The organism is Sphingobacterium sp. UBA1897, assembly GCF_002337775.1.
Classification (GTDB): Bacteria; Bacteroidota; Bacteroidia; order Sphingobacteriales; family Sphingobacteriaceae; genus Sphingobacterium; species Sphingobacterium siyangense.
In genome coordinates this window covers 76245-95540 of record NZ_DDGR01000002.1, presented here as the reverse complement: position 1 = coordinate 95540, position 19296 = coordinate 76245, and the positions used below count along the sequence as shown (strand labels likewise).

The window sequence follows — 19296 nt, the reverse complement described above, 5'->3', positions numbered from 1 at the left end:
AATTTTAAATTGTATTAAAACTTAAGCTCCAAAACTTTAGTCTCATAAGCTTCCAGTTTCAAGGTATTGTCAGCTGGAGCGGTTTCCTGTTTTTGGATAATATCAACATAGGATCTGACCCTGCTGTTTCTTTCCTTAAAACGATCCAGTTTGATCTCTTTCGGCGAATCATTGCAATTCATCACGACCATAACCGTCTGTTGCTCGTTGTAGCGGAAATACACATACACACCATCTTCGGGCACATACTGCATCGTTTTACCAGTTTGTAATACAGCATGTCGTTTACGATAATTGGCTAGCGTTTGAACAAAAGTCCACATATCCTGCTCTGCTTTAGTCCTTCCGTCTGCGGTAAACTTGTTCAGTTTGTCACCCGCGAAACCACCCTGAAAGTCTTCCCGTAATAAACCATCTGGATTTGAGAAATTCTTCATCAGAATTTCAGCCCCGTAGTACAATTGTGGGATGCCCCTTGTTGTCATAAGCCAAGCCATTGCCGATTTATATTTCTGCACATTTTCACCGACAACGGAGAAAAAACGATCTTTATCGTGGTTATCCAAAAAAAGCACATTTTGCTCGGGATGTGGGTACAGAAAGTCTGAAGCGAGGGTTGAATACAATTTATTGGCTCCGGCGGTCCATTCTGTCTTTTGGTTGAGTGCATCACCTATGGCATAATTAAGCTGAAAATCCGTCACACCCATCAGCTTGGAATCGACCTCCTGACCAACTCGTTTTCCACCCAGAAAATAGGCCTGGTTCCCCACACCATGTACCCATGTTTCACCAAAAAAGGTGAATTTTGGATACTCCTGCAGAATGCGATCTGTCCATTTGGCCATAAAATCAAGATCATTGTACGGATAGGTATCAATTCGGAATCCATCTATTGCCGCAGTCTCTATCCACCAGATATGGCTTTGGGTCAGATAATTTTGAACGTATGGGTTTTGTTCGTTCATATCGGGCATTGTGGGAACAAACCAGCCTTTGACCATTTTCTTTTTGTCATCTGCCGAGGCATAAGGATCAAAAACTGCCTGGTCTTTGTAAGATGTCTGCGTATAGGTAGGCCATTCATTGAGCCAGTCGGCCATCGGCTTGTCTTTTACCGTCCAATGATAACTTCCGATATGATTGGGCACCACATCAAAAATCAGTTTCATCTGACGTTTATGCAGCTGTTCACCCAATTGGACATAGGTATCGTTGCTACCAAAACGGGGATCAATATGATAGGTTTCGGTGTTGGCATAACCATGATATGAAGCCTGGGGCATGTCATTGGTCAACACAGGAGTCAGCCACAAGGATGTCACCCCAAGATCTTGTAGGTAATCCAGCTTTCCGATAATGCCTTCCAGATCACCGCCATGACGCAGATACATCGAGTCTCGGTTTAAACTCATATCCAACATGCCTTTCACCTGATCATTTTCTCTATTTCCATTGGCAAAACGATCGGGCATAATCAGGTAGATCAAATCGGCATTGTTCACACCCTGTGCTTTTACTTTTTGATCCCTTTGCTTCAACTCATAACGATAGGTTAGTTTTTTCTTTCCCTGACTAAACGTAAAAGTTGACCATCCTGGTTTGGCCGAAGCAGCCACCTTGACATCCAAAAACAGGTAGTTGGGATTTTCTACGCGATTGACTTTGACAAGTTCTATCCCTTTATCCTCCACCTGTACCTCGCTTTTCCCTATCTGAGGTCCATAGACAACAAGCTGCAAGGTCGGATTTTCCATTCCTACCCACCAGTTTAAAGGTTCTACGCGTTGGATGGATTGCCCCATTAGGGGGCTCCATCCAAACACCATTAGTGCCACGAATACTGTGGTAATCTTTTTATTTCGTTTAAACATCGTTTTTTATTTCTTCGTCAACGTATATGTATTTGCATTGAAATCCACGACGATATCATACGTACCGGCATTCGCAACCGCGATATTGGCCCCGCCGGCAATCAGACTGCCGTTAGCTCCACCGAAATTTGTTCCCCAATCGTGGTTTTTACGGAATTTGATCTCGCCTGCAGTCAAGCTCACTGTGAGCTTCCATACCTGATTGGCATTGTCGAATTTCATATCCGTATCGGCATCCCAGCCCTTAGGCGTGGCACTACCAATAATACCCCAATTGTGATCTTTAAATGAAATGGTATTTGCCGTCGTATTGACTTCTATTTCCAGATTTCCTGCACGGGGAGCTTTTATATTTCCACCGCCATTAAAAGCGAGTTTACCATCTGCAGTCTGTCCATAGGAATTTGCCCAATTGCGCTCTGTCGTAATCTTAAATTCCGAATTCGCTTCCGGAAAGGAGATAATGCCCGTATAGATGCCGTTGCTTGTTGGGGAGACTATTGATTCAGCAGTAGCCGGATCCCATCCCTGATAAGCTCCTGGAACGTACAAATAGCTGGTCGAAGCAAAAGGGATTGCTTTAAGACTAGCTAACGCAGAAAACACCACCGTAATTTTAGTATTGATACTCGACTTGAGGCGTACATCAAAGTCCGAAGCCGTTCCCGTCGGAACACCAAGAGAAAGTAAATAGCTGTTCAATTCATAGCCTGTAAATCCAAGGCTTGTCCGACCGTTGGGAATGACAACTTCTTTTACTGTTTTAAAATTATCTCCTTTAAGTCCAAACTGCAGGACGTTGGTTACTGCGGCCTGAAAACCAAAGTCAGGCTGAATCATATTGAGGTGCAGTACCGTATCCTCTGCGTTATCTTTTGACAAGGTTACATTCGTTTTATCGAGGCTTAAAGTTGCTGGCTTTATGCTCTCCCCGCTAGCCAATATAGCGCGCGTCTCGTCTTTTTTACAACTTTGGAACGCCACGATAAATAGCAGCATGATTCCGATATAGTGTCTAATTTTCATCTGTTTAATTTTTGTTTTCAATAGCTGATGAAAGCCCGGGTAACTGACCATTCGCCAATGCGTCGAACAATAGATATTGCCCGGTTTCATCTGTCAACAATTGTCTTATTACAGGTAAGGCTACATTGACCGGAAGAGACTCGCCGTTCTTCCTGTCCGATGCTGATTAATTATAGCCTGGATTCTGTACAAGATTGGAGTTCGCAATAATATCCGAAGCAGGAAGTGGAAACAACGTCCTATACCCGGCAACTGCCTGACCTGCAAGCACACCACCTTTAAAAGGCCAGAGGTAATTATCACCCGTAAATTTGCCATAGCGGATTAAATCCGAACGTCTAAATCCTTCCCAGTATAATTCTTTCACACGCTCATTGAGAATATCATCCAAAGAAAGATTCGTTAAGTTCCCACTGTTGTTTCCATAGGCACGTACACGCAGTTTATTGACATAGTCCAGTGCTTTGGCCAAGCTGCCGCCAGAGCCGCCACGCAATGTCGCCTCAGCATAGATCAAGTTCATCTCTGCCAAACGGATCAACGGGAAATCCACCGAAGCAACGAAACCTTCAGCTGCCGGAGGAGCAGTTTTTCCGTCCTTGTTCACATTGCGGAATTTGGTAACCGCCAGCCCTTGCTTATAGACAGCGATATCTTCAATTTTAACGCTTGTATTTAAGTGAAACATTGCCCTCTTGTCCGTTGCTCCGCTGTAGTCTCCGAAAATCGTTGCGATATTGTCGCGTGTCCGATTTCCGGCCCAACCGCCGCCGGGTACACCGAAAGAAGTGGGATCCATGGTTGCGTCAATAGCTGCATTGATCAGATAAGTTGTACCACCCTTGCTCTGTGTTTTGGTTCCATCATAAGGCAGATAGAAAATAAATTCGGGGTTGTTCACATCATTATCCGCGTAAAAGAGCTCCCGATAATTTGTCCCCAAACTATAGCTCGAGTTCAGTACTTTTTCTGCGTATGTAATCGCTTCGGTATATTTCTTATTACCGGCACCCAGGTAAACTTCAGCGTTGAGGTATAAACGAGCTAACAGCCCCCATGCCGCAACTTGATCGACACGACCATATACATTCTGTTTGGCACCTTTTAGCTGGCCTGCAACTTCCAACAGCTCTTTCTCTACATACGCAAAAAGTTCAGGTCGTTTGATCTGGGGCGGCGACACTTTTCCGACAGGAGTTTCTTCGGTTACAAATGGTGGATTTCCAAACAAATCAAGCAGCACCCAATAATTATAAGCACGTAAGAATCTTGCTTCGGCACGATAATAAGCGATTTCTTTTTTATCGGTATCTGAAATACCGCGTTCGGCCAATTTAGCATCTGTACTTTCTCTTAAAAATTCATTGACAAGTGTGGCACTATAGACACAGCGGGTATAAAGACCACGGAGCATGGGATTGCTATCGTCAAAATCGAGGTAATCCAGTCCGCTAATCCCCGAATCATTGAGCCAGGCACAGGCGGCCTCATCGGTTGTAAGTTCCTGTGCGTTCCAAAAGAGGCGTAAAAAATCCGATGTACCGGCATCCAATCCTCCTAGATCAGAGTTATTCGGCCCCGATGTACTGGTTAAGGTCAATGATCCATATAATCTTGCGAAAGACGAGGTATAGCCTTTAAAATCACTGTAGGCTACATCTGCAGTTACGTCGTTGGTCGGTTTTAGATCCAAATCCTTATGGCAGCTGCTCAGTGCTATAGCCAGCAAGCATACACCTATATATTTATTTAATTTTTTCATTGTTATATCGTTTAAAAACTCACATTTACACCCAATACATAAGTCCTTGGCCTCGGATAAAAGCGATCGTCTATACCGTTCGATATCTCGGGGTCAACACCTTTATAATTGGTGATCGTAAATACATTTTGTACAGTTGCAGAAATCGACATTGAAGCGTTACTATTCCGGATAAATTTTCCAAGGTTATAACTCAGGTTGACATTATCCATTTTCAAAAACGAAGCGTTCTTGATGTAGTAATCACTTCTTAGCTGTTTGAGCAGAAAATTGGTATTAAAGAAATCCACAGGTGCATTATTGATCACCAAAACGGCCTGATCGTTGATATTTGCCCCGCTTCCCAAATTAGAGGAAACATTGTCGTAGACATAATTATCCAAATTTGCGCGCAATACCGTTGTTGCCGACCATTTTTTATAGCTGTATGCCGCCGTAAAACCCAAAAGATATTTCGGTAACGGTGATTTATACAGATAGCGATCGTTATCGCTGATAACGCCATCTCCATTACGGTCAACATAGACACCTTCGACAGGATGCCCCTGTTCATCATATACCTGTTGGAAAACATTGAAACTGTTTGGCATGAAATTAACCTTATGCGCCTGGATATTTCCGCCTGTACCACCACGGATACCACCGGTCTCTACAATAAAGTTCGGATCATCACTCTGTGTCAGATTGGTTACTTTACTCTTATTATAAGTTAGGTTAAAACCGATGTCCAAGGTCGAATTATCCGTTTTTAGCGGGACGAAGTGTACATTAAACTCCAGCCCCTGGTTTTCCATGTTACCCACGTTGGTCAACAGGAAATTGCTAAAGTTAGAGCCTACAGGAACGGGAATCGTGCTGAGCAGGTCTTTGGTCTTTTTCGAGTAATAATCCACGCTACCATAGACCCGATTGTTGCTAAAGCCAAAATCAACTCCGGCATTATAGGTTGTTGTATTTTCCCAACGAATGTCTTTATCGTAGGCCACAGGTGAATTTAAATAGTAGTATTCATCACCAAAGCGATACATCGACTCGTTGCCGCTGATGGTATAATTAGGCAAATAAGAGTAGTTGGCGATGCCATCTTGCTGCCCGGTTTTTCCATAACTTAAACGGAGCTTCAGTTCGGACACTGCAGCTATATCTTTTAAAAAGCCTTCATTTTTGGCGCGCCAGGTGAATCCTACAGAAGGAAAATATCCCCAACGGTTATCAGGACTAAAACGGGAAGAACCATCCGACCGTAAGGTTCCCGACAGAACATACCGGTTGTCATAGGTATAAATCAGACGCCCATAATAAGAGATCAACAGATTTTCGGGTTTATCAAAAGGTCGCGTTGGCTCATTTAGGATCTTATCACCTTCCGCATTTGTACGGTTAAAATTATAAACCTTACTGCTATTTTTATAGTAGCCATAGCCCAACGTCGCGTCTATCGTACTTTTGATTGTAGGTAATTCCTTATCATACTTTAAATAAAACTCCAGCGTTTTATTGTTGATATCGGTTTTATATTGGGTTCTTTCACCCCCTTCATTAAAATTACGTGCAGCTATCGCTGGTGTAAATGTGTTCCCTTTCGAACGCGCCAGATCGTATCCAACGTTTAAGTTGGCATGCAGCTCCGGCAGGAAATGAAAACTATAATCCACCTTTGCATTTCCAATACTTCTAAACACATCGCCATTATCTTTGCGTAAATCCAACAAGGCTAAAGGATTTCGTGGTGCATTGGGATTAGGTTTCCCCCCTTGAATCCACTCATAATACCCGCCAAAACTATTTTTATCATCCACATAGACAGGTTGGGTCGGGTCGAACTGAATGGCAGCTCCGATTGCGTCTTGCGTCGCAAATTTCGATTTTGACCAGGTACCACGGACATTTACATCCAATGAAAGATGGTTATCCAGAAATTTTGGCGTTAATGCCAATGCAGCAGTAGTTCGTTTTAAGTTATCATTTTTCAATACCCCATCCTGGTTCATATAGCCCGCAGATATACGGTAAGGCATATTGCCCGCTTTGGAAGCAATGTTAACGTTATTATCCGTTGTAAATGCATTGCCATAAATCACATCCTGCCAGTCGGTATTTGCTGTTCCCAACAACTTTTTCATGGCATCACTACCATTTGTATTGACATAATCGCGGATTTGATCGGCGTTGAGCAACTTTACTTTATTGGCTACGGTAGCCAATGAATTCTGTGTAGAGAAGTTGATCTGTGTTCCTGAGCGACTGCCTTTTTTTGTCGTGATCAAAATAACCCCATTCGACGCCCGCGAACCATAGATGGCTGTTGCATTGGCATCTTTCAAGATTGTAAATGTCTCGATATCATTTGGGTTAATCAAACTTAATGGGTTAGCTACCCCAGATACAGAACCACCTGCCAATGGAATTCCATCTACGACAATTAACGGATCGTTACTGGCGTTCAATGAAGCTCCGGTACGGATACGGATGGTGCTTCCTGCACCCGGCTGCCCACCACTTGTTGTAATCTGTACGCCTGGAACTTTCCCCATAATGAGTTGCTCCGGCGAGGAGATCTGTCCTTTTTGAAAATCTTTTGCAGATACTGTGCTGATTGAACCCGTCAGATCACTTTTCTTTTGTGTACCATAACCAATCACCACAACCTCTTCCAGTGCACTGGTATTGGATTTAAGGTAAAGGTTTAACGGCTGATGTCCATCGTTGACCTGGATCAAGGTATCCAGGGTCGCGTATCCGACCATACTTACTTTCAGACGTAATTTCCCTGTTTGTAGTCTATCCAAGCTAAAATCCCCATTCGCATTGGTAGACAGTGATTTTTGAATATCCTCGAAGCGCAGTGTAGCACCGACCAAGGAACTCCCCTTCTGGTCCATTACTCGCCCTTTTAGCGTTGCCTGTTGCGCAAATGCCGAAGCACTTACACCGAGTAGCATGCTCAGAGCCCAAAATGGACGTGATAGCTGTTTGTTCATAAAATAACTGTTTATTTATTTAGTTTTGTTTTGCTTATCAATTGGTACTGCCCGGGTAGGAGACTCAATTTTGACTGGCCAGACCAATTGAGCTCTTTTCCTGTAAAATTATCGACCCACTGCCCCTGCAACGCTGCTGGCAAGGCAAAGTCCACACTTTCTACACCAAAATTGCCAAGTACCCCTACTTGTTGTCCCTCCTTTTCGAGAACAAAATATTTAACGGCATCTTTCATAGCCGATGTCATAATCGTCCCGTTTTGGAAAATGCTATTTTTGGTTTTGAAACGCGTGAGTTTGGCGTAGGTCTCAAAGAGTTTTTTGCGATCATCTTGTTGTAGATAACTCCACAACAATGGTTTTTCGCCTGTGCGTCCATTTTCATCGATAGATACATCATAGCCGTATTCACCAAACTGCCAGATCATCTTAGGCCCGGGCGAAGCCAATAAAAACACGGCGGCCTGTTCCATACGTTTTAATGCCGTGCTGAGGTTCTTGATGTTATAACTACCTGACGAATTGCCGTAATTCAGGCATTTGAACAGCAGCCGCTGTTCGTCATGACTTTCCATATAAGACACAAACGAAGGTTGTGTCATGCCATGGCTCGAAGGGAATAATCTGCCTAAATCCGAGCCGTTGTTGGCATTCCAGCCCATTGCGGCCTCATTGAAGACCGCATTCATGTTGTTCCATAGCAACATCCCCGATTGTGCAAGTTCGGCCTCTTCCTGATCTCCGCCAAGATGTTCGAGAATAATATAACACGAGGGATCGATGCTGCGAATATGCTGCTGGTATTGCTTCAAGATAGCCACACGTGACGCATCGTAAGCATTCCATGCACTTAAATCACTTTCTGAAGTACCCGAATTTTTCTGTGTAAACCCTTTAGACAAGTCAAATCGAAACCCATCAATCTTGTACTCCCGCATCCAATAGGTCAATACATCCTTAACAAAAGTCTGTGTGTAACTACTTTCGTGGTTAAAGTCAAAGCCAACATTGAACGGATGCTTGGCAACCGTATTGAACCAAGGGCTATTGCCAGCTACGTTGCCCTGCTCAAAATAAAGCTGTACTAGCGGGGATTGACCAAAAGCATGATTAAAAACAACATCCAAAATCACGGCAATACCATTTTCATGACAAGCGTCTACGTAGGCTTTCAAGTCATTTTTCAAACCATAATATTTATCCAAAGCGCGGTGGAAAGAAGGATTATAACCCCAGGTCGAATTCCCCTCCGATTCCTGTACAGGCATAAGCTCGACCGCATTTACACCCAGCCGTTTTAAATAAGGCAAAGAGTCTTTCAATGTGGTATATTGATGTTGTTTGATAAAATCACGGACCAAGAGTTCGTAAATAACTAAATCACCTTGAGCTGGCTTATTAAATAGCGTGGTTTTCCATGAGTAAGACTTGGCTGGAAGATCCAATACACCAACTACTCCCTGCGCAGCAGCGGGATAAGTGGGTACAGCCGCCGCGGTCAGTCCGAGTGCCGCGTCGTTTTGCGGATCAAGAATCAGCTCAGCATAGGGGTCGGCGATATTCAGCTGACCGTCCACCAAAAACTGATAAGTCTGTTTTTTAGAGAAATCCAGATTCGATACGGTAACCCACCAGGTTTTGCCATCTGGTGTCTGGCTCATCGCATAGGCTGGTAACGCTTTATAGTTATTAAAATCGCCCAAGACATACACACTCGTTTTTAATGGCGCTGTGAGCGCAAAACTGACCTCCCCTTTTTCCCTGTTTATCGTTGTTCCGTTTGGATTGATGCCGATCGGGAGTGCGGCGATGGTAGGTTTTGATTGCACAAATAACTGTGCTTTACTGAAATATATTTTGCCCCCAGCCTCAAGACGTGCTTCAAGCTCGTGCAGGCCATTGCTCTGTAGGCTGAGCGATTTTTCTAATGACGGTACCGCAGAAGATTCAGCAAGCAATAAACCATTATCCCAGATACTGATTTTCCCGGACTGCGTTGCCTGTACTTTTAGCTTCAGATTATCCCCAACGGTGTACATCTGTTCCAGGGTAATTGGATCTGTGGGTTGCAGCGTAGGCGAAACAAAACGAATGGCCTGTGTATTGCTCGTTACAAGAGGAAGAAATAGATCTGAATTATTTTTGTTTCGTTGGACCAGCGACCCATCACCATTGCGGACTAAAAGTGCCATCTGACCAAATTCTCCGCCATTAGTCAGGTTAAAAAATTTGGAGGGGGTAAATGTGAATGAATATAAACCAGCAGAAACAAATTTAAGTTTATAGGCATTATCATTTTTAGACCAATCTGTTGCTACATGTTGCCAGCTGCCCCCATTGACAGGAATCAATCCGGCGTGTAGGTACAGGTCGGTAGTGCTTCCTTTTAAAGCCGCATTTCCTTTCGAAAAATCAAATTGAATAGTAATTTCCTGATCCCAGTAGATAAATGGGTCGGAAAGATTGAGCAAACCAGATCCCTGCTGTTCTATAACAGGAGGTTGCTCGACATCCACGATATCTTTCTTATTTGCACATGATGATAATAGGACAATCACCCAGAGATACCCTATTAAACGAGAGATATGCTTCCCCATCGATAATTAGCTTTACTTGGAATCTGAAATTGGGAACGTTCCCGAAATCAAGGTAAAAAGAAATCGCTTATGGCGATTGCTGGATTCCCCTATCCAATATTTTATACAAATTGATTATTTAAATACTTTCGGGAATGTTCCCGAAAGTATTCAAAGCTAAATAATGGGATTACAAAAAACAAATATTTTTTTTCTTATTTCAGGCTAGATTTTTGAAAAATAAGCTGGGAATCAAGGTAAACCGAATTAGCAAACTTAGTATTTTCGGGGTCTTCCATCTTATCCAATAGGTATTTTGTTACTAATTGCCCCATTTCATAGGCTGGTTGTTTCACTACGCTCAGCGCCGGGTCAATCAGATCGGCAATATCCAAACAAGAAAAACAAATGATTTTAAGATCTTCCGGAATACGAATTTCGAGCTGTTTGGCCACCCGTATACTCGAAATAGCAAGACGTTCTACCGAGGCAAATATGGCATCGGGTTTCTCCTGTTCGATCAGGTCGGCAATATCTTTCATATTCTGATCGGCATCATTCACCGTATCCAAAATAAGCTCCGGTCTAATCGGGATCCCCACTTCCTGCAAGGCCTTTTCGTAACCATCTTTACGCACCTTTCCGATGGAAACATTCGGATTGATTGCAAGATAAGCGATCCGCTTACAGGCATTATCGATCAGGTGTTTGGTTGCCAGGTAAGCCGAATCGAAGTCATTACCCGTAATATACCCCCCCTTCCAATCGTCGTATGCACGGTCAAAAAACATGACCGGAATACCGCGCTCTGCCAAAAGTTGTAAATGCGAATGGTCTTTACCCTCACCCGAAGCCGAAATGATAACGCCATCCACTCGTCCATTGGCCAGTGAACGTACGATTGAGGCTTCATTTTGCACCTGATGATCCGTCACATAAATTAAGGTATGATAACCCTTGGAGCGCGCCACAGCCTCAATTCCTTTGATGGCTTGCGAGAAAAACTTATTGCCAAATTCGGGAATAATAATCGCAATGGTCAGACTTTTATTTGCCTTTAGACTACTCGCATAAACATTTGGCGAAAAACCGATTTCTTCGGCCATAGCCAAAATCCGAGCTTTTGTCGCTGGATTAATGTCCACGTTATCCCGAAATGCACGGGAAACGGTCGATTTTGACAAGCCGAGTTTTTTGGCCAGATCTACTATTGTTAATTGCGACATATCTAGATTCCCTTTGCTGTTCGAATGTAATAATTGTTGGATACAAATAAAGCAATTATCTGTCCAGAATAGCAAATTTTCTTTTCAAGTTCTTCTCGACTCATACCATATTCGACCGTATCCAAGAGCTTTGCTTTTTTAGTTATCATGGTCATAAAATTCAATCAACTCAAAAATCTCCGGAATCTCTAAACTACGTGTCATTCCGGTAATATTTATTTTATATTTGTCGATATAATGCTGTGCGATCTGGGTTTTGGGTCGTAAGGAGTCGTCTATTTTAGCTGCCCCTACATTTTCTACTGATGCGGTTAATAACCTCACATGGATTCGCATCTCCTTTGAAATTCTTTCAAATGAAATCAAGCCCAATATATCGTCTTTCCCTTTAATCGTCAATTTGAATATTTCAAAAGTAGCTTCTTCATCCCAATTGAAGAAATACCTACCTGCGGGTAAGTTTTTGAAATCACTTGTCACAACAGGAGTAATTTCGATTAAATAGGACTGATTCGTAGCAACTTCGAATGCCAATTTCGGCCTGTCAAAAAATTAGTTTTACTTGATACCTTTTTCGGGCTTAGTTATAACTTTGTTCGATGCTTGTTCGGTGCTTCTTCGGTACTTGCTCGGTGCTTGTTCGGTACTTCTTCGGTTGTTAGCGAATAAATACCGACTAAACTCCGAGTAAGATCCGTTTATAAAACGAGTAAATAGCGAAGGTGACCATAAGAAAATAGGAGTTCAAACTTGTCAAGTAGGCAATTCGATTTCTATCACTAGTTATTGTCGAAAATAAGATTCTTCGGCACTAAATTGTTGTGGATTTATTGATCAATAAACATACAGACCTGACAAAAAAATCTTGTCAGGTCTGTATCGAAAACTTGTCTTAAAGACTAGAACTTTCTAAAATCCCATTCCCCGCGATAAGGGCGACTGCGCATGAGATTAGCATAGTCATTGTCGAACTGTTCTTTTTGTGGATTCCATTTTAAATCCTTTTGAAGTTCATACGCAATATTGATGGCATTGCACACTGAGCTCGTCCGGTGACCTATTTCAACATCACAGATAGGCTTACTTCTTTTTTTGATCGCATCAACCCAGTCCTGATAGTGATTATCACTATAATACAAACGACGATCAGAAGAAGTCAGTTTAAGATTCGCCAGATTTTCTGGATTCGAGCGGATAAATTCGCGGCTTACTTCAATCTTACCTTTTGCACCAATAAATTGGATCGCATTATGTACTCCCCACTGCACATGGTTTACCCGAACGCCATTAGCATAGCTAAACGAGAGCCCGCTATTGCTGTTGGCCTCCTTGGGTGGATTAAACTGAACAGGGCCCGATTCATCCATACCCAAGGCCCATTGTACGATGTCAAACATATGTGCACCCCAATCGGTGATGTAACCGCCACCAAAATCGCGGTAACCGCGCCACCAGGCCCATTTATCATCTTCCAAAGGTGGGCTTAATATCGGATTATAACCCCGATATGGTGAAGGTCCTACCCACATATCCCAATCGAGATAATCGGGGGCTGGCATAGAGGGAAGGTCACATTGTTTGACCGGTTCGCCCACAGAAACATTGATTTCCTTGATTTTGCCGATATAGCCATTGAGAACCAGTTCTGCTGCCTGTCTAAAATTATAGGAAGAACGCTGCATGCTGCCCGTCTGAAATACACGTTTATATTTTCGGGTTGCATCGACCATGGCACGACCTTCGGCAATGGTCAATGCAAGGGGTTTCTCACAATAAATATCTTTGCCAGCTTTAGCGGCATCAACTGCAATCTGCGCATGCCAATGATCGGGTGTAGCAATGACAACAGCATCAATATCTTTCCGATCCAATAGTTCCCGATAATGATGATAGGCCTTGATCTCGGTCTGTGCTTTTGACAATTCCGTTTGTTTTTTCGTTGTCGCAGCAATAAATGCGGCCAACTTATTACGGTCTACATCGCAGGCAGCCAGACTTGCGATTTCCTTGCAGCGATTGAGGCCATTCATCAAGGTATAGGATTGTTTTCCGACACCAATAAACCCAAGATTGATTCGATCACTTGGGGCAAGAAATCCATTGCCTCCCAACACAACGCGCGGAACAATTGTAAAAGCCAAAGAGGACACAATTCCCTTGGCTATAAATTCTCTTCTTTTCATTCTTTATGGATAGTTTATTTTTCTGCTTGCCTTATACGTATTTATCCGTTTCTTGGCGGCAAAATGGTTTATGTATGGATGATTTGTTCAGGTTTTCTTAAAGATAGTTTATTCTTGTATAGGAACCAAAGTAATCGAAGCAATCTCTGGCAAAGTATCGCCTTCGATGGCTGTAGCCTGCAAAATCACCTTGGCACTGGGCTCACCAATTACTTGCTGGGATACCTCAATGATCCCCATAGCCACTTCCTTAAATTTAGCTTCTTTTTCAGCTACGAATGTCCACTGGATCTGCTGCCCGAGTATCGAGAGTACAATTTTTCCGTGCTGCTTGCTATTCGCCAGATAATTGACGAGCACACGATACTTCCCTGGTTTTTGAATTTTGATATCCCAAAAAACTTTATCCGCAAGGTCTTTCCATTGACCAATGGCGTTCGGGCGGTTTGGATCATGGGTATGTGCACCAATAATTTTTAATCCCTTTCCTTCCTGTAATTTTGCATTATTTGCGTTCATCACGATACGTCCATCTGCCTGTGTTTGGGTCAGGCTTTCCTCAACAATTGGCTTTCCCTGGATTTCGACCACAATAACCTTCGGTCCTTTCTTATTGTCGAAGATATCGACAGGAATTGCTGGTCTTCCGTTTTCTAAAGTGGATTTTAAGTTCATTTTAGGTGAAGCTAGGGCGTAGACAGCCGTCACTTTATTTTTGATGGGCAGATTTATTTTTCCATCGGCCGGACGATCAAAAACATGCAGATACAGCTTCCCATTTTTTTGGGTACAATACCCCCAATCCAAGGCTTGGAAAGGACTCGCGGTGGTACCGTAAATAGATTCGCCATTGACCTTCATCCATTCCCCGATTTGCTCCATAATCCGCACCGCAGGTTCAGGAATGGCTCCGTCACCATCGGGTCCGACATTTAACAGGAAATTTCCCCCTTTACTCACCGTTTCCACAAATAATTGCATGATCTTGGGAAAGCTTTTCCAATTTTGGTCATGGGCGCTATACCCATAACTTTCATTCATGGTATGGCTTACCTCCCAGTACATACCCGGCAAACCTGTTGGTGGAATATATTTTTCGGGAGTTCCGATATCACCGTTCTTATTTTCGAGTCCGTTCCAAAATCGATTATTGATAATAATATTAGGCTGCCATTTGATCAGGTCTGTCAAAATATGCTTTGTCCCCCAGGCTTCCCCCTCATGCTGTTTACTGCTGAAATCGGGCCACAGCACGTCCAGCCGCCCATAGTTTTGTGCAAGTTCCTTGATTTGCCCGTAGAGATAGGCTTTGTAACGTTCATGATCTGGCTGATGCTTATTCACATTCGGGTTCAGCTGAAAAGCTTCATAAGAATCGGGATGCTGCCAATCCAAGAGCGAATAATAAGCTCCTACTTTCATTCCCTCCTGACGGAAAGCATCCATAATTTCGCGGTAAAGATCTCTTCCTTTCGGCGATAAATTTGCCGTACCCGTAACATCATTTTTCAAAGCATAAGGTTGCTGGCTATTGAACAGGCTAAAGCCTTCGTGGTGTCGGGAGGTCAGTACCATATACTTCATTCCCGTTTTTTTCGCAAGGCGTGCCCAGGACTTTGGGTCAAAAGAACCTAAAGTAAATTTTGGTTTCAGTACTTCGGCATACTGCTTACTGGGAATTTTCCCCCAGGTTTGTATCCATTCGGCATAATGTTGTGGATATTGTTTCCCTTCAAAAGAACCACCTGCAGCACTGTACAATCCCCAATGGATAAATAACCCAAAACGGGCCTCTTTAAACCATTCCATACGTTTATCTTGCGTCTCCTGCCAACCTGCAACACCTTCATACGGTGGCGATTTGGTCTGTGAAATAGCAACATCGGTCATACACAGCAACATTCCCACAGCTGCTGCACACTTCCATTTAAAAAAATTGATTTTCATCATGATATAGATTTATACATAAAAGTTCATTTATTCGGATTGCAAGCTATCGCCGATCAGAAACCCAACGCTTTAATTTCATCCTGAATAACAGCATATGCTTTGCTTGCATCTTCTACTGGAATTCCCTTGGATAGTCCAGGTCGTTTATGACCTGTATAGGTGAGCCATGCGTCTTTCATCATCGTCTGCCTTTTCAAAACAAGCGTATATAACTGGCGAAGTTTTGGTTGACTGCGCAAATTGTCATCCCATGCGCTTTCAATCGGGAAATCAGGCATCAGGTGCTGTACTATTTCCTTAGCCATTAGCCAATGCCCCAACTCTCCGGGGTGCACCCCATCTGCGGCCAGTTTAAACTGAGCGTCTTTCTCGATCTTAGCGTCCAAGTAGCGACGCATGGGAAAATGCAGATCTATGACTTCCCAGGACTGCATTTTGGCATAGTCGATAAGCCATTCGGCATAGCGATCTAATACTTTATTGTAGCCATTGAGCCGAAGCTGCGGATCATCATGTACTGGAGGTGTCATCCATAGGATGCGTTTGACGCCCTGATCGACCAAACGTTTGTGCAGACGGATAATTCCATTTTTATAGGCTTCAAAACGGATAGCATCAAAAGGGAGATAAATGCCGTCATTCATGCCATAACAGACGAAAACCACTTCAGGTTTGATTTTATCAAGCACATTGTCCAGTCGATCAAATAGACAGGGGCGTGGAAATTTTCCATCGGCATGATTCGGTTCACTGAGTCCAGAAACGGTCTCACTTGGTAACCCCGAATTAATAAACTGAGGTTTCCTTTTCGGGTGACTGCTCAGAAATAGGCTCTCGGTCATGGCGACATATTGCCCCGCGTAAGTAATACTATTGCCTAAAAAAAGTACTTTTTGTCCATCGCTCCAGCCAAAACTATCAGCTTTTTTCTGCCCAACCGCTTGCAAATACCATAAACTTAAGCACAGCAATAATGACAAAAAGCGCATTTTTTTTGTATTTAATAATAGATTCAACATCGTTATAATTGATAAAGCTAATAGTTGGATTAGCTTAGTTTTATTTTTAGCGCATAGCCCAAGCTGCTGTTTTGTATCTTCTTGGGTAATTTCAATTGCAATCCATGGTTATCCTGATGGAAATCGATCCGACCAACCCCTAAAATTTCCACTGATTTCACTTTAGCCTTATTTTGGTTCAGGGACTGTATGTTGACGATTCCATCTTTGGGTACTACAAGAGCCATCGCATATACAAAATCATTCTTCTGTGTAAACCAAAAATCCAAGGCTGTAAATGATACTTTAAATCCTTCCCTTTCCCGTTGCTCGGTATCTGTTATCCGAACTGTTGTTGGTCCCTCATGCGCAATGGTCCAGGGCGATGTCCCATAAACCGCTTCGGCATTGCGCCGCAACCATTTCCCTAAGATAGCAAGATTTTTCTTTACAGGTGTAGCTACATTTCCTTGTGCATCTGGTCCAATATTAAGCATATAATTTCCTCCTTTACTGACAATTTCAAGGAGCCAATACCTTAATTCATCCACATTTTTCCAGTCGTGGTCATAAGATTTATAGCCCCAGGAATGGTTGAATGTTCCAATGGCTTCCCAAGGTCTGGTAAAACGCTCAGAAGAGTCAGGAATCCGATTATCTCCAGGAATGGCATAATCGCCCATACCATTGCCAATTCGCTCGGAGACAATAACACGTGGATTACAATCATACACGGTTTTATAGAATCGAAAGCTCTGTTCTGCAGTCATCAGTCCCGGCATATCAAACCAGATATATTTTAGCTGTTTAAACCGCATCAAAATTTCCTTTACCTGAGGAATTGCTTTTTTGTTTAGATACGAAGCGAAAGAATTTTCACTGGGATCCCAAAGATTGGCACCAAAAGCATCGGTTTTGGCATGAACAAGATCATGCTGTGCCTTCGTTACCACATATTGCGCGTCGCTACCATCCCGCCAGTCGATATTCTGTGAATAATAGATACCAAAATCGAGTTTATACCGAAGACAAGCATCATAAAGTTCCTGAATGATATCGCGTTTAAAGGGCGTAGCCTGCTTGCTATTGAAGGAACTAACCGTTGAACCATATAGGGCAAATCCGTCGTGATGTTTACTCGTCACAACAAGATACTTCATCCCTGCATCCTTGGCCATTTTAACTATTCTATCGGCATTGAAAGATTGCGGGGAGAATTGATCCGCTAATTTGGCATAGGTAGACCGTGGAATTTTTGCAACCAGTTGAATCCATTCAGCAACACTCGGACTACCCAAATCTTCCATTTTTTGCCCATTCCACACCCCTGCCGGAATAGCATACAATCCCCAATGGATAAATAGACCAAATTTCTGCTGCTGAAAATCTTTTAATGCCTTTGCCTTCTGTCTATTCATCTCCTGCCATTCGTTCATTAATTGCGTAAGCTGATAGTTTCGCTTATTCCAGCGCGTCAATGCTTCTAAATAATAATAATCTGCATAGACTAAGGGGACGTCAATCTCCCCTTTATGCGGAATACTGCCCACACTATGCTTCAGCACAAACAAACCATTTGCTCCGACTTCACTGGAGTACTGCGGTGACCCCAATGAACGCAAGATCGTTTCGGCGACATCCAAATATTCCTGCTGTTGTCCAGTTCCCATGTAGTCAACCAACTCCAACAATGCCGAAGCAGTGACCGCCGCTGCCGATGCATCCCGTGGAATAGTCTCAAAATCTGCTTTACGATAATTCCAGTTTGGGGCAAATCCAGCTTGATTTACATCGAAGTCCCATTGTGGCACCTTATCTTGAGGCAGGCGCGGATGCTTTATATAAAACTCAGCCATTTTTAGCGCAGCCTGTAAAAACTTAGGGTCCTTCGTTTCACGGTACATCACGACAAACCCATACAATCCCCAGGCTTGCCCTCTAGCCCAAGCTGAATTGTCCGAAAAACCCTGTGCCGTTTCCCGGCTCAATACAGCACCGGTATTGGGGTCATAGGTAACCACATGATAAGAACTGTAATCTGCGCGATATTGATTTTTCAGCGTCGTTTCGGCGTGTCGAATAGCGGCATTACGATAAACAGAATCCCCAGATAATTTGGAAGCTAAAAAAAGAAGTTCCAAATTCATCATGTTGTCGATAATGACAGGGAATTCATACGTATGTTTACCATCCCAAGAGGAAAAGGTATCCCAAGACTTAATTGCACCAACCTTCGGATTGAAACGTGTCAATAGCGATTTGGCGCTCTGGATTAAAATTGATTTGAATGTAGTATCACCAGTTAACCGATAGGCATTTCCATAACTACAGTTCATCACGAAACCAATATCATGGTGCTGCGTATTATATTGATTTTGGCGTAATGAATTCGTCCATTTTAGTGCAGCGTCCCGCCACTGATCCTCGCCGGTATACTCAAAGACATACCAAAGGCAGCCTGGCCAAAAACCACCCGTCCAGTCCCGGATATCAGTAAAAGTTGTTTTCCCCTTGGGATCTGCCGATCGTGGATACTTACGCAGATCGCTATGATCTTTATACAACAAAGCGTACTGTCGCTGAGCCAAATCAAATCCTTTTTTTACCATATCGCTTGTATCCGCACGTAGAAAAAAAGGATGAAAAAGGCTCAAAAAATAAATAAAGTATAGGCTATATCTAAAAAAAATCATGTTTAGGTTCATTTTATATCCATAAAA

General features: G+C 43.0%; 12 protein-coding genes. All 12 read right to left on the bottom strand.

What is annotated here, in order from left to right; genetic code table 11:
- Positions 1 to 14 precede the first annotated feature (14 nt).
- Positions 15 to 1874, bottom strand: a complete 1860-nt coding sequence (locus B4N43_RS01820) for a glycoside hydrolase family 13 protein (RefSeq protein WP_232475708.1) — start codon at positions 1872 to 1874, stop codon at positions 15 to 17.
- 6 nt (positions 1875 to 1880) lie between these two features.
- The gene (locus B4N43_RS01815) at positions 1881 to 2900 is read right to left on the bottom strand and encodes a SusE domain-containing protein (RefSeq protein WP_158638823.1); all 1020 of its coding nucleotides are present in this window, start codon (positions 2898 to 2900) and stop codon (positions 1881 to 1883) included.
- A 166-nt stretch (positions 2901 to 3066) separates the two neighbouring features.
- On the bottom strand, positions 3067 to 4662 hold the full coding sequence (locus tag B4N43_RS01810) for a RagB/SusD family nutrient uptake outer membrane protein (protein WP_088160638.1): 1596 nt from the start codon (positions 4660 to 4662) through the stop codon (positions 3067 to 3069).
- Positions 4663 to 4673: 11 nt separating this feature from the next.
- Positions 4674 to 7643 (bottom strand): SusC/RagA family TonB-linked outer membrane protein, encoded by a 2970-nt coding sequence (locus B4N43_RS01805; RefSeq protein ID WP_088160637.1) that lies wholly within the window; start codon positions 7641 to 7643, stop codon positions 4674 to 4676.
- 11 nt (positions 7644 to 7654) lie between these two features.
- A complete protein-coding gene (locus tag B4N43_RS01800) occupies positions 7655 to 10240 on the bottom strand; it encodes an alpha-amylase family glycosyl hydrolase (protein ID WP_286732451.1) in 2586 nt (861 codons plus the stop codon).
- Positions 10241 to 10434: 194 nt separating this feature from the next.
- Positions 10435 to 11445 carry a LacI family DNA-binding transcriptional regulator gene (locus tag B4N43_RS01795; RefSeq protein ID WP_088160635.1) on the bottom strand — a complete coding sequence of 337 codons (1011 nt, stop codon included), beginning with the start codon at positions 11443 to 11445 and terminating at the stop codon, positions 10435 to 10437.
- A 2-nt stretch (positions 11446 to 11447) separates the two neighbouring features.
- Positions 11448 to 11594 carry a hypothetical protein gene (locus B4N43_RS01790; RefSeq protein ID WP_157698396.1) on the bottom strand — a complete coding sequence of 49 codons (147 nt, stop codon included), beginning with the start codon at positions 11592 to 11594 and terminating at the stop codon, positions 11448 to 11450.
- Entirely contained in the window at positions 11584 to 11979 is a 396-nt protein-coding gene (locus B4N43_RS01785) for an N-acetyltransferase (protein ID WP_088160634.1), read from the bottom strand. The genes B4N43_RS01790 and B4N43_RS01785 overlap by 11 nt, the downstream gene beginning before the upstream one ends.
- Positions 11980 to 12344: 365 nt before the next feature.
- Positions 12345 to 13628, bottom strand: a complete 1284-nt coding sequence (locus B4N43_RS01780) for a Gfo/Idh/MocA family protein (RefSeq protein WP_088160633.1) — start codon at positions 13626 to 13628, stop codon at positions 12345 to 12347.
- Positions 13629 to 13736: 108 nt separating this feature from the next.
- The gene (locus B4N43_RS01775; protein WP_088160632.1) at positions 13737 to 15578 is read right to left on the bottom strand and encodes an alpha-L-fucosidase; all 1842 of its coding nucleotides are present in this window, start codon (positions 15576 to 15578) and stop codon (positions 13737 to 13739) included.
- A 53-nt stretch (positions 15579 to 15631) separates the two neighbouring features.
- The gene (locus tag B4N43_RS01770) at positions 15632 to 16567 is read right to left on the bottom strand and encodes an SGNH/GDSL hydrolase family protein (protein ID WP_088163478.1); all 936 of its coding nucleotides are present in this window, start codon (positions 16565 to 16567) and stop codon (positions 15632 to 15634) included.
- A gap of 59 nt (positions 16568 to 16626) precedes the next feature.
- Positions 16627 to 19269: an alpha-L-fucosidase gene (locus B4N43_RS01765; protein ID WP_088160631.1), complete on the bottom strand. Its 2643-nt coding sequence runs from the start codon at positions 19267 to 19269 to the stop codon at positions 16627 to 16629.
- Positions 19270 to 19296 lie beyond the last annotated feature (27 nt).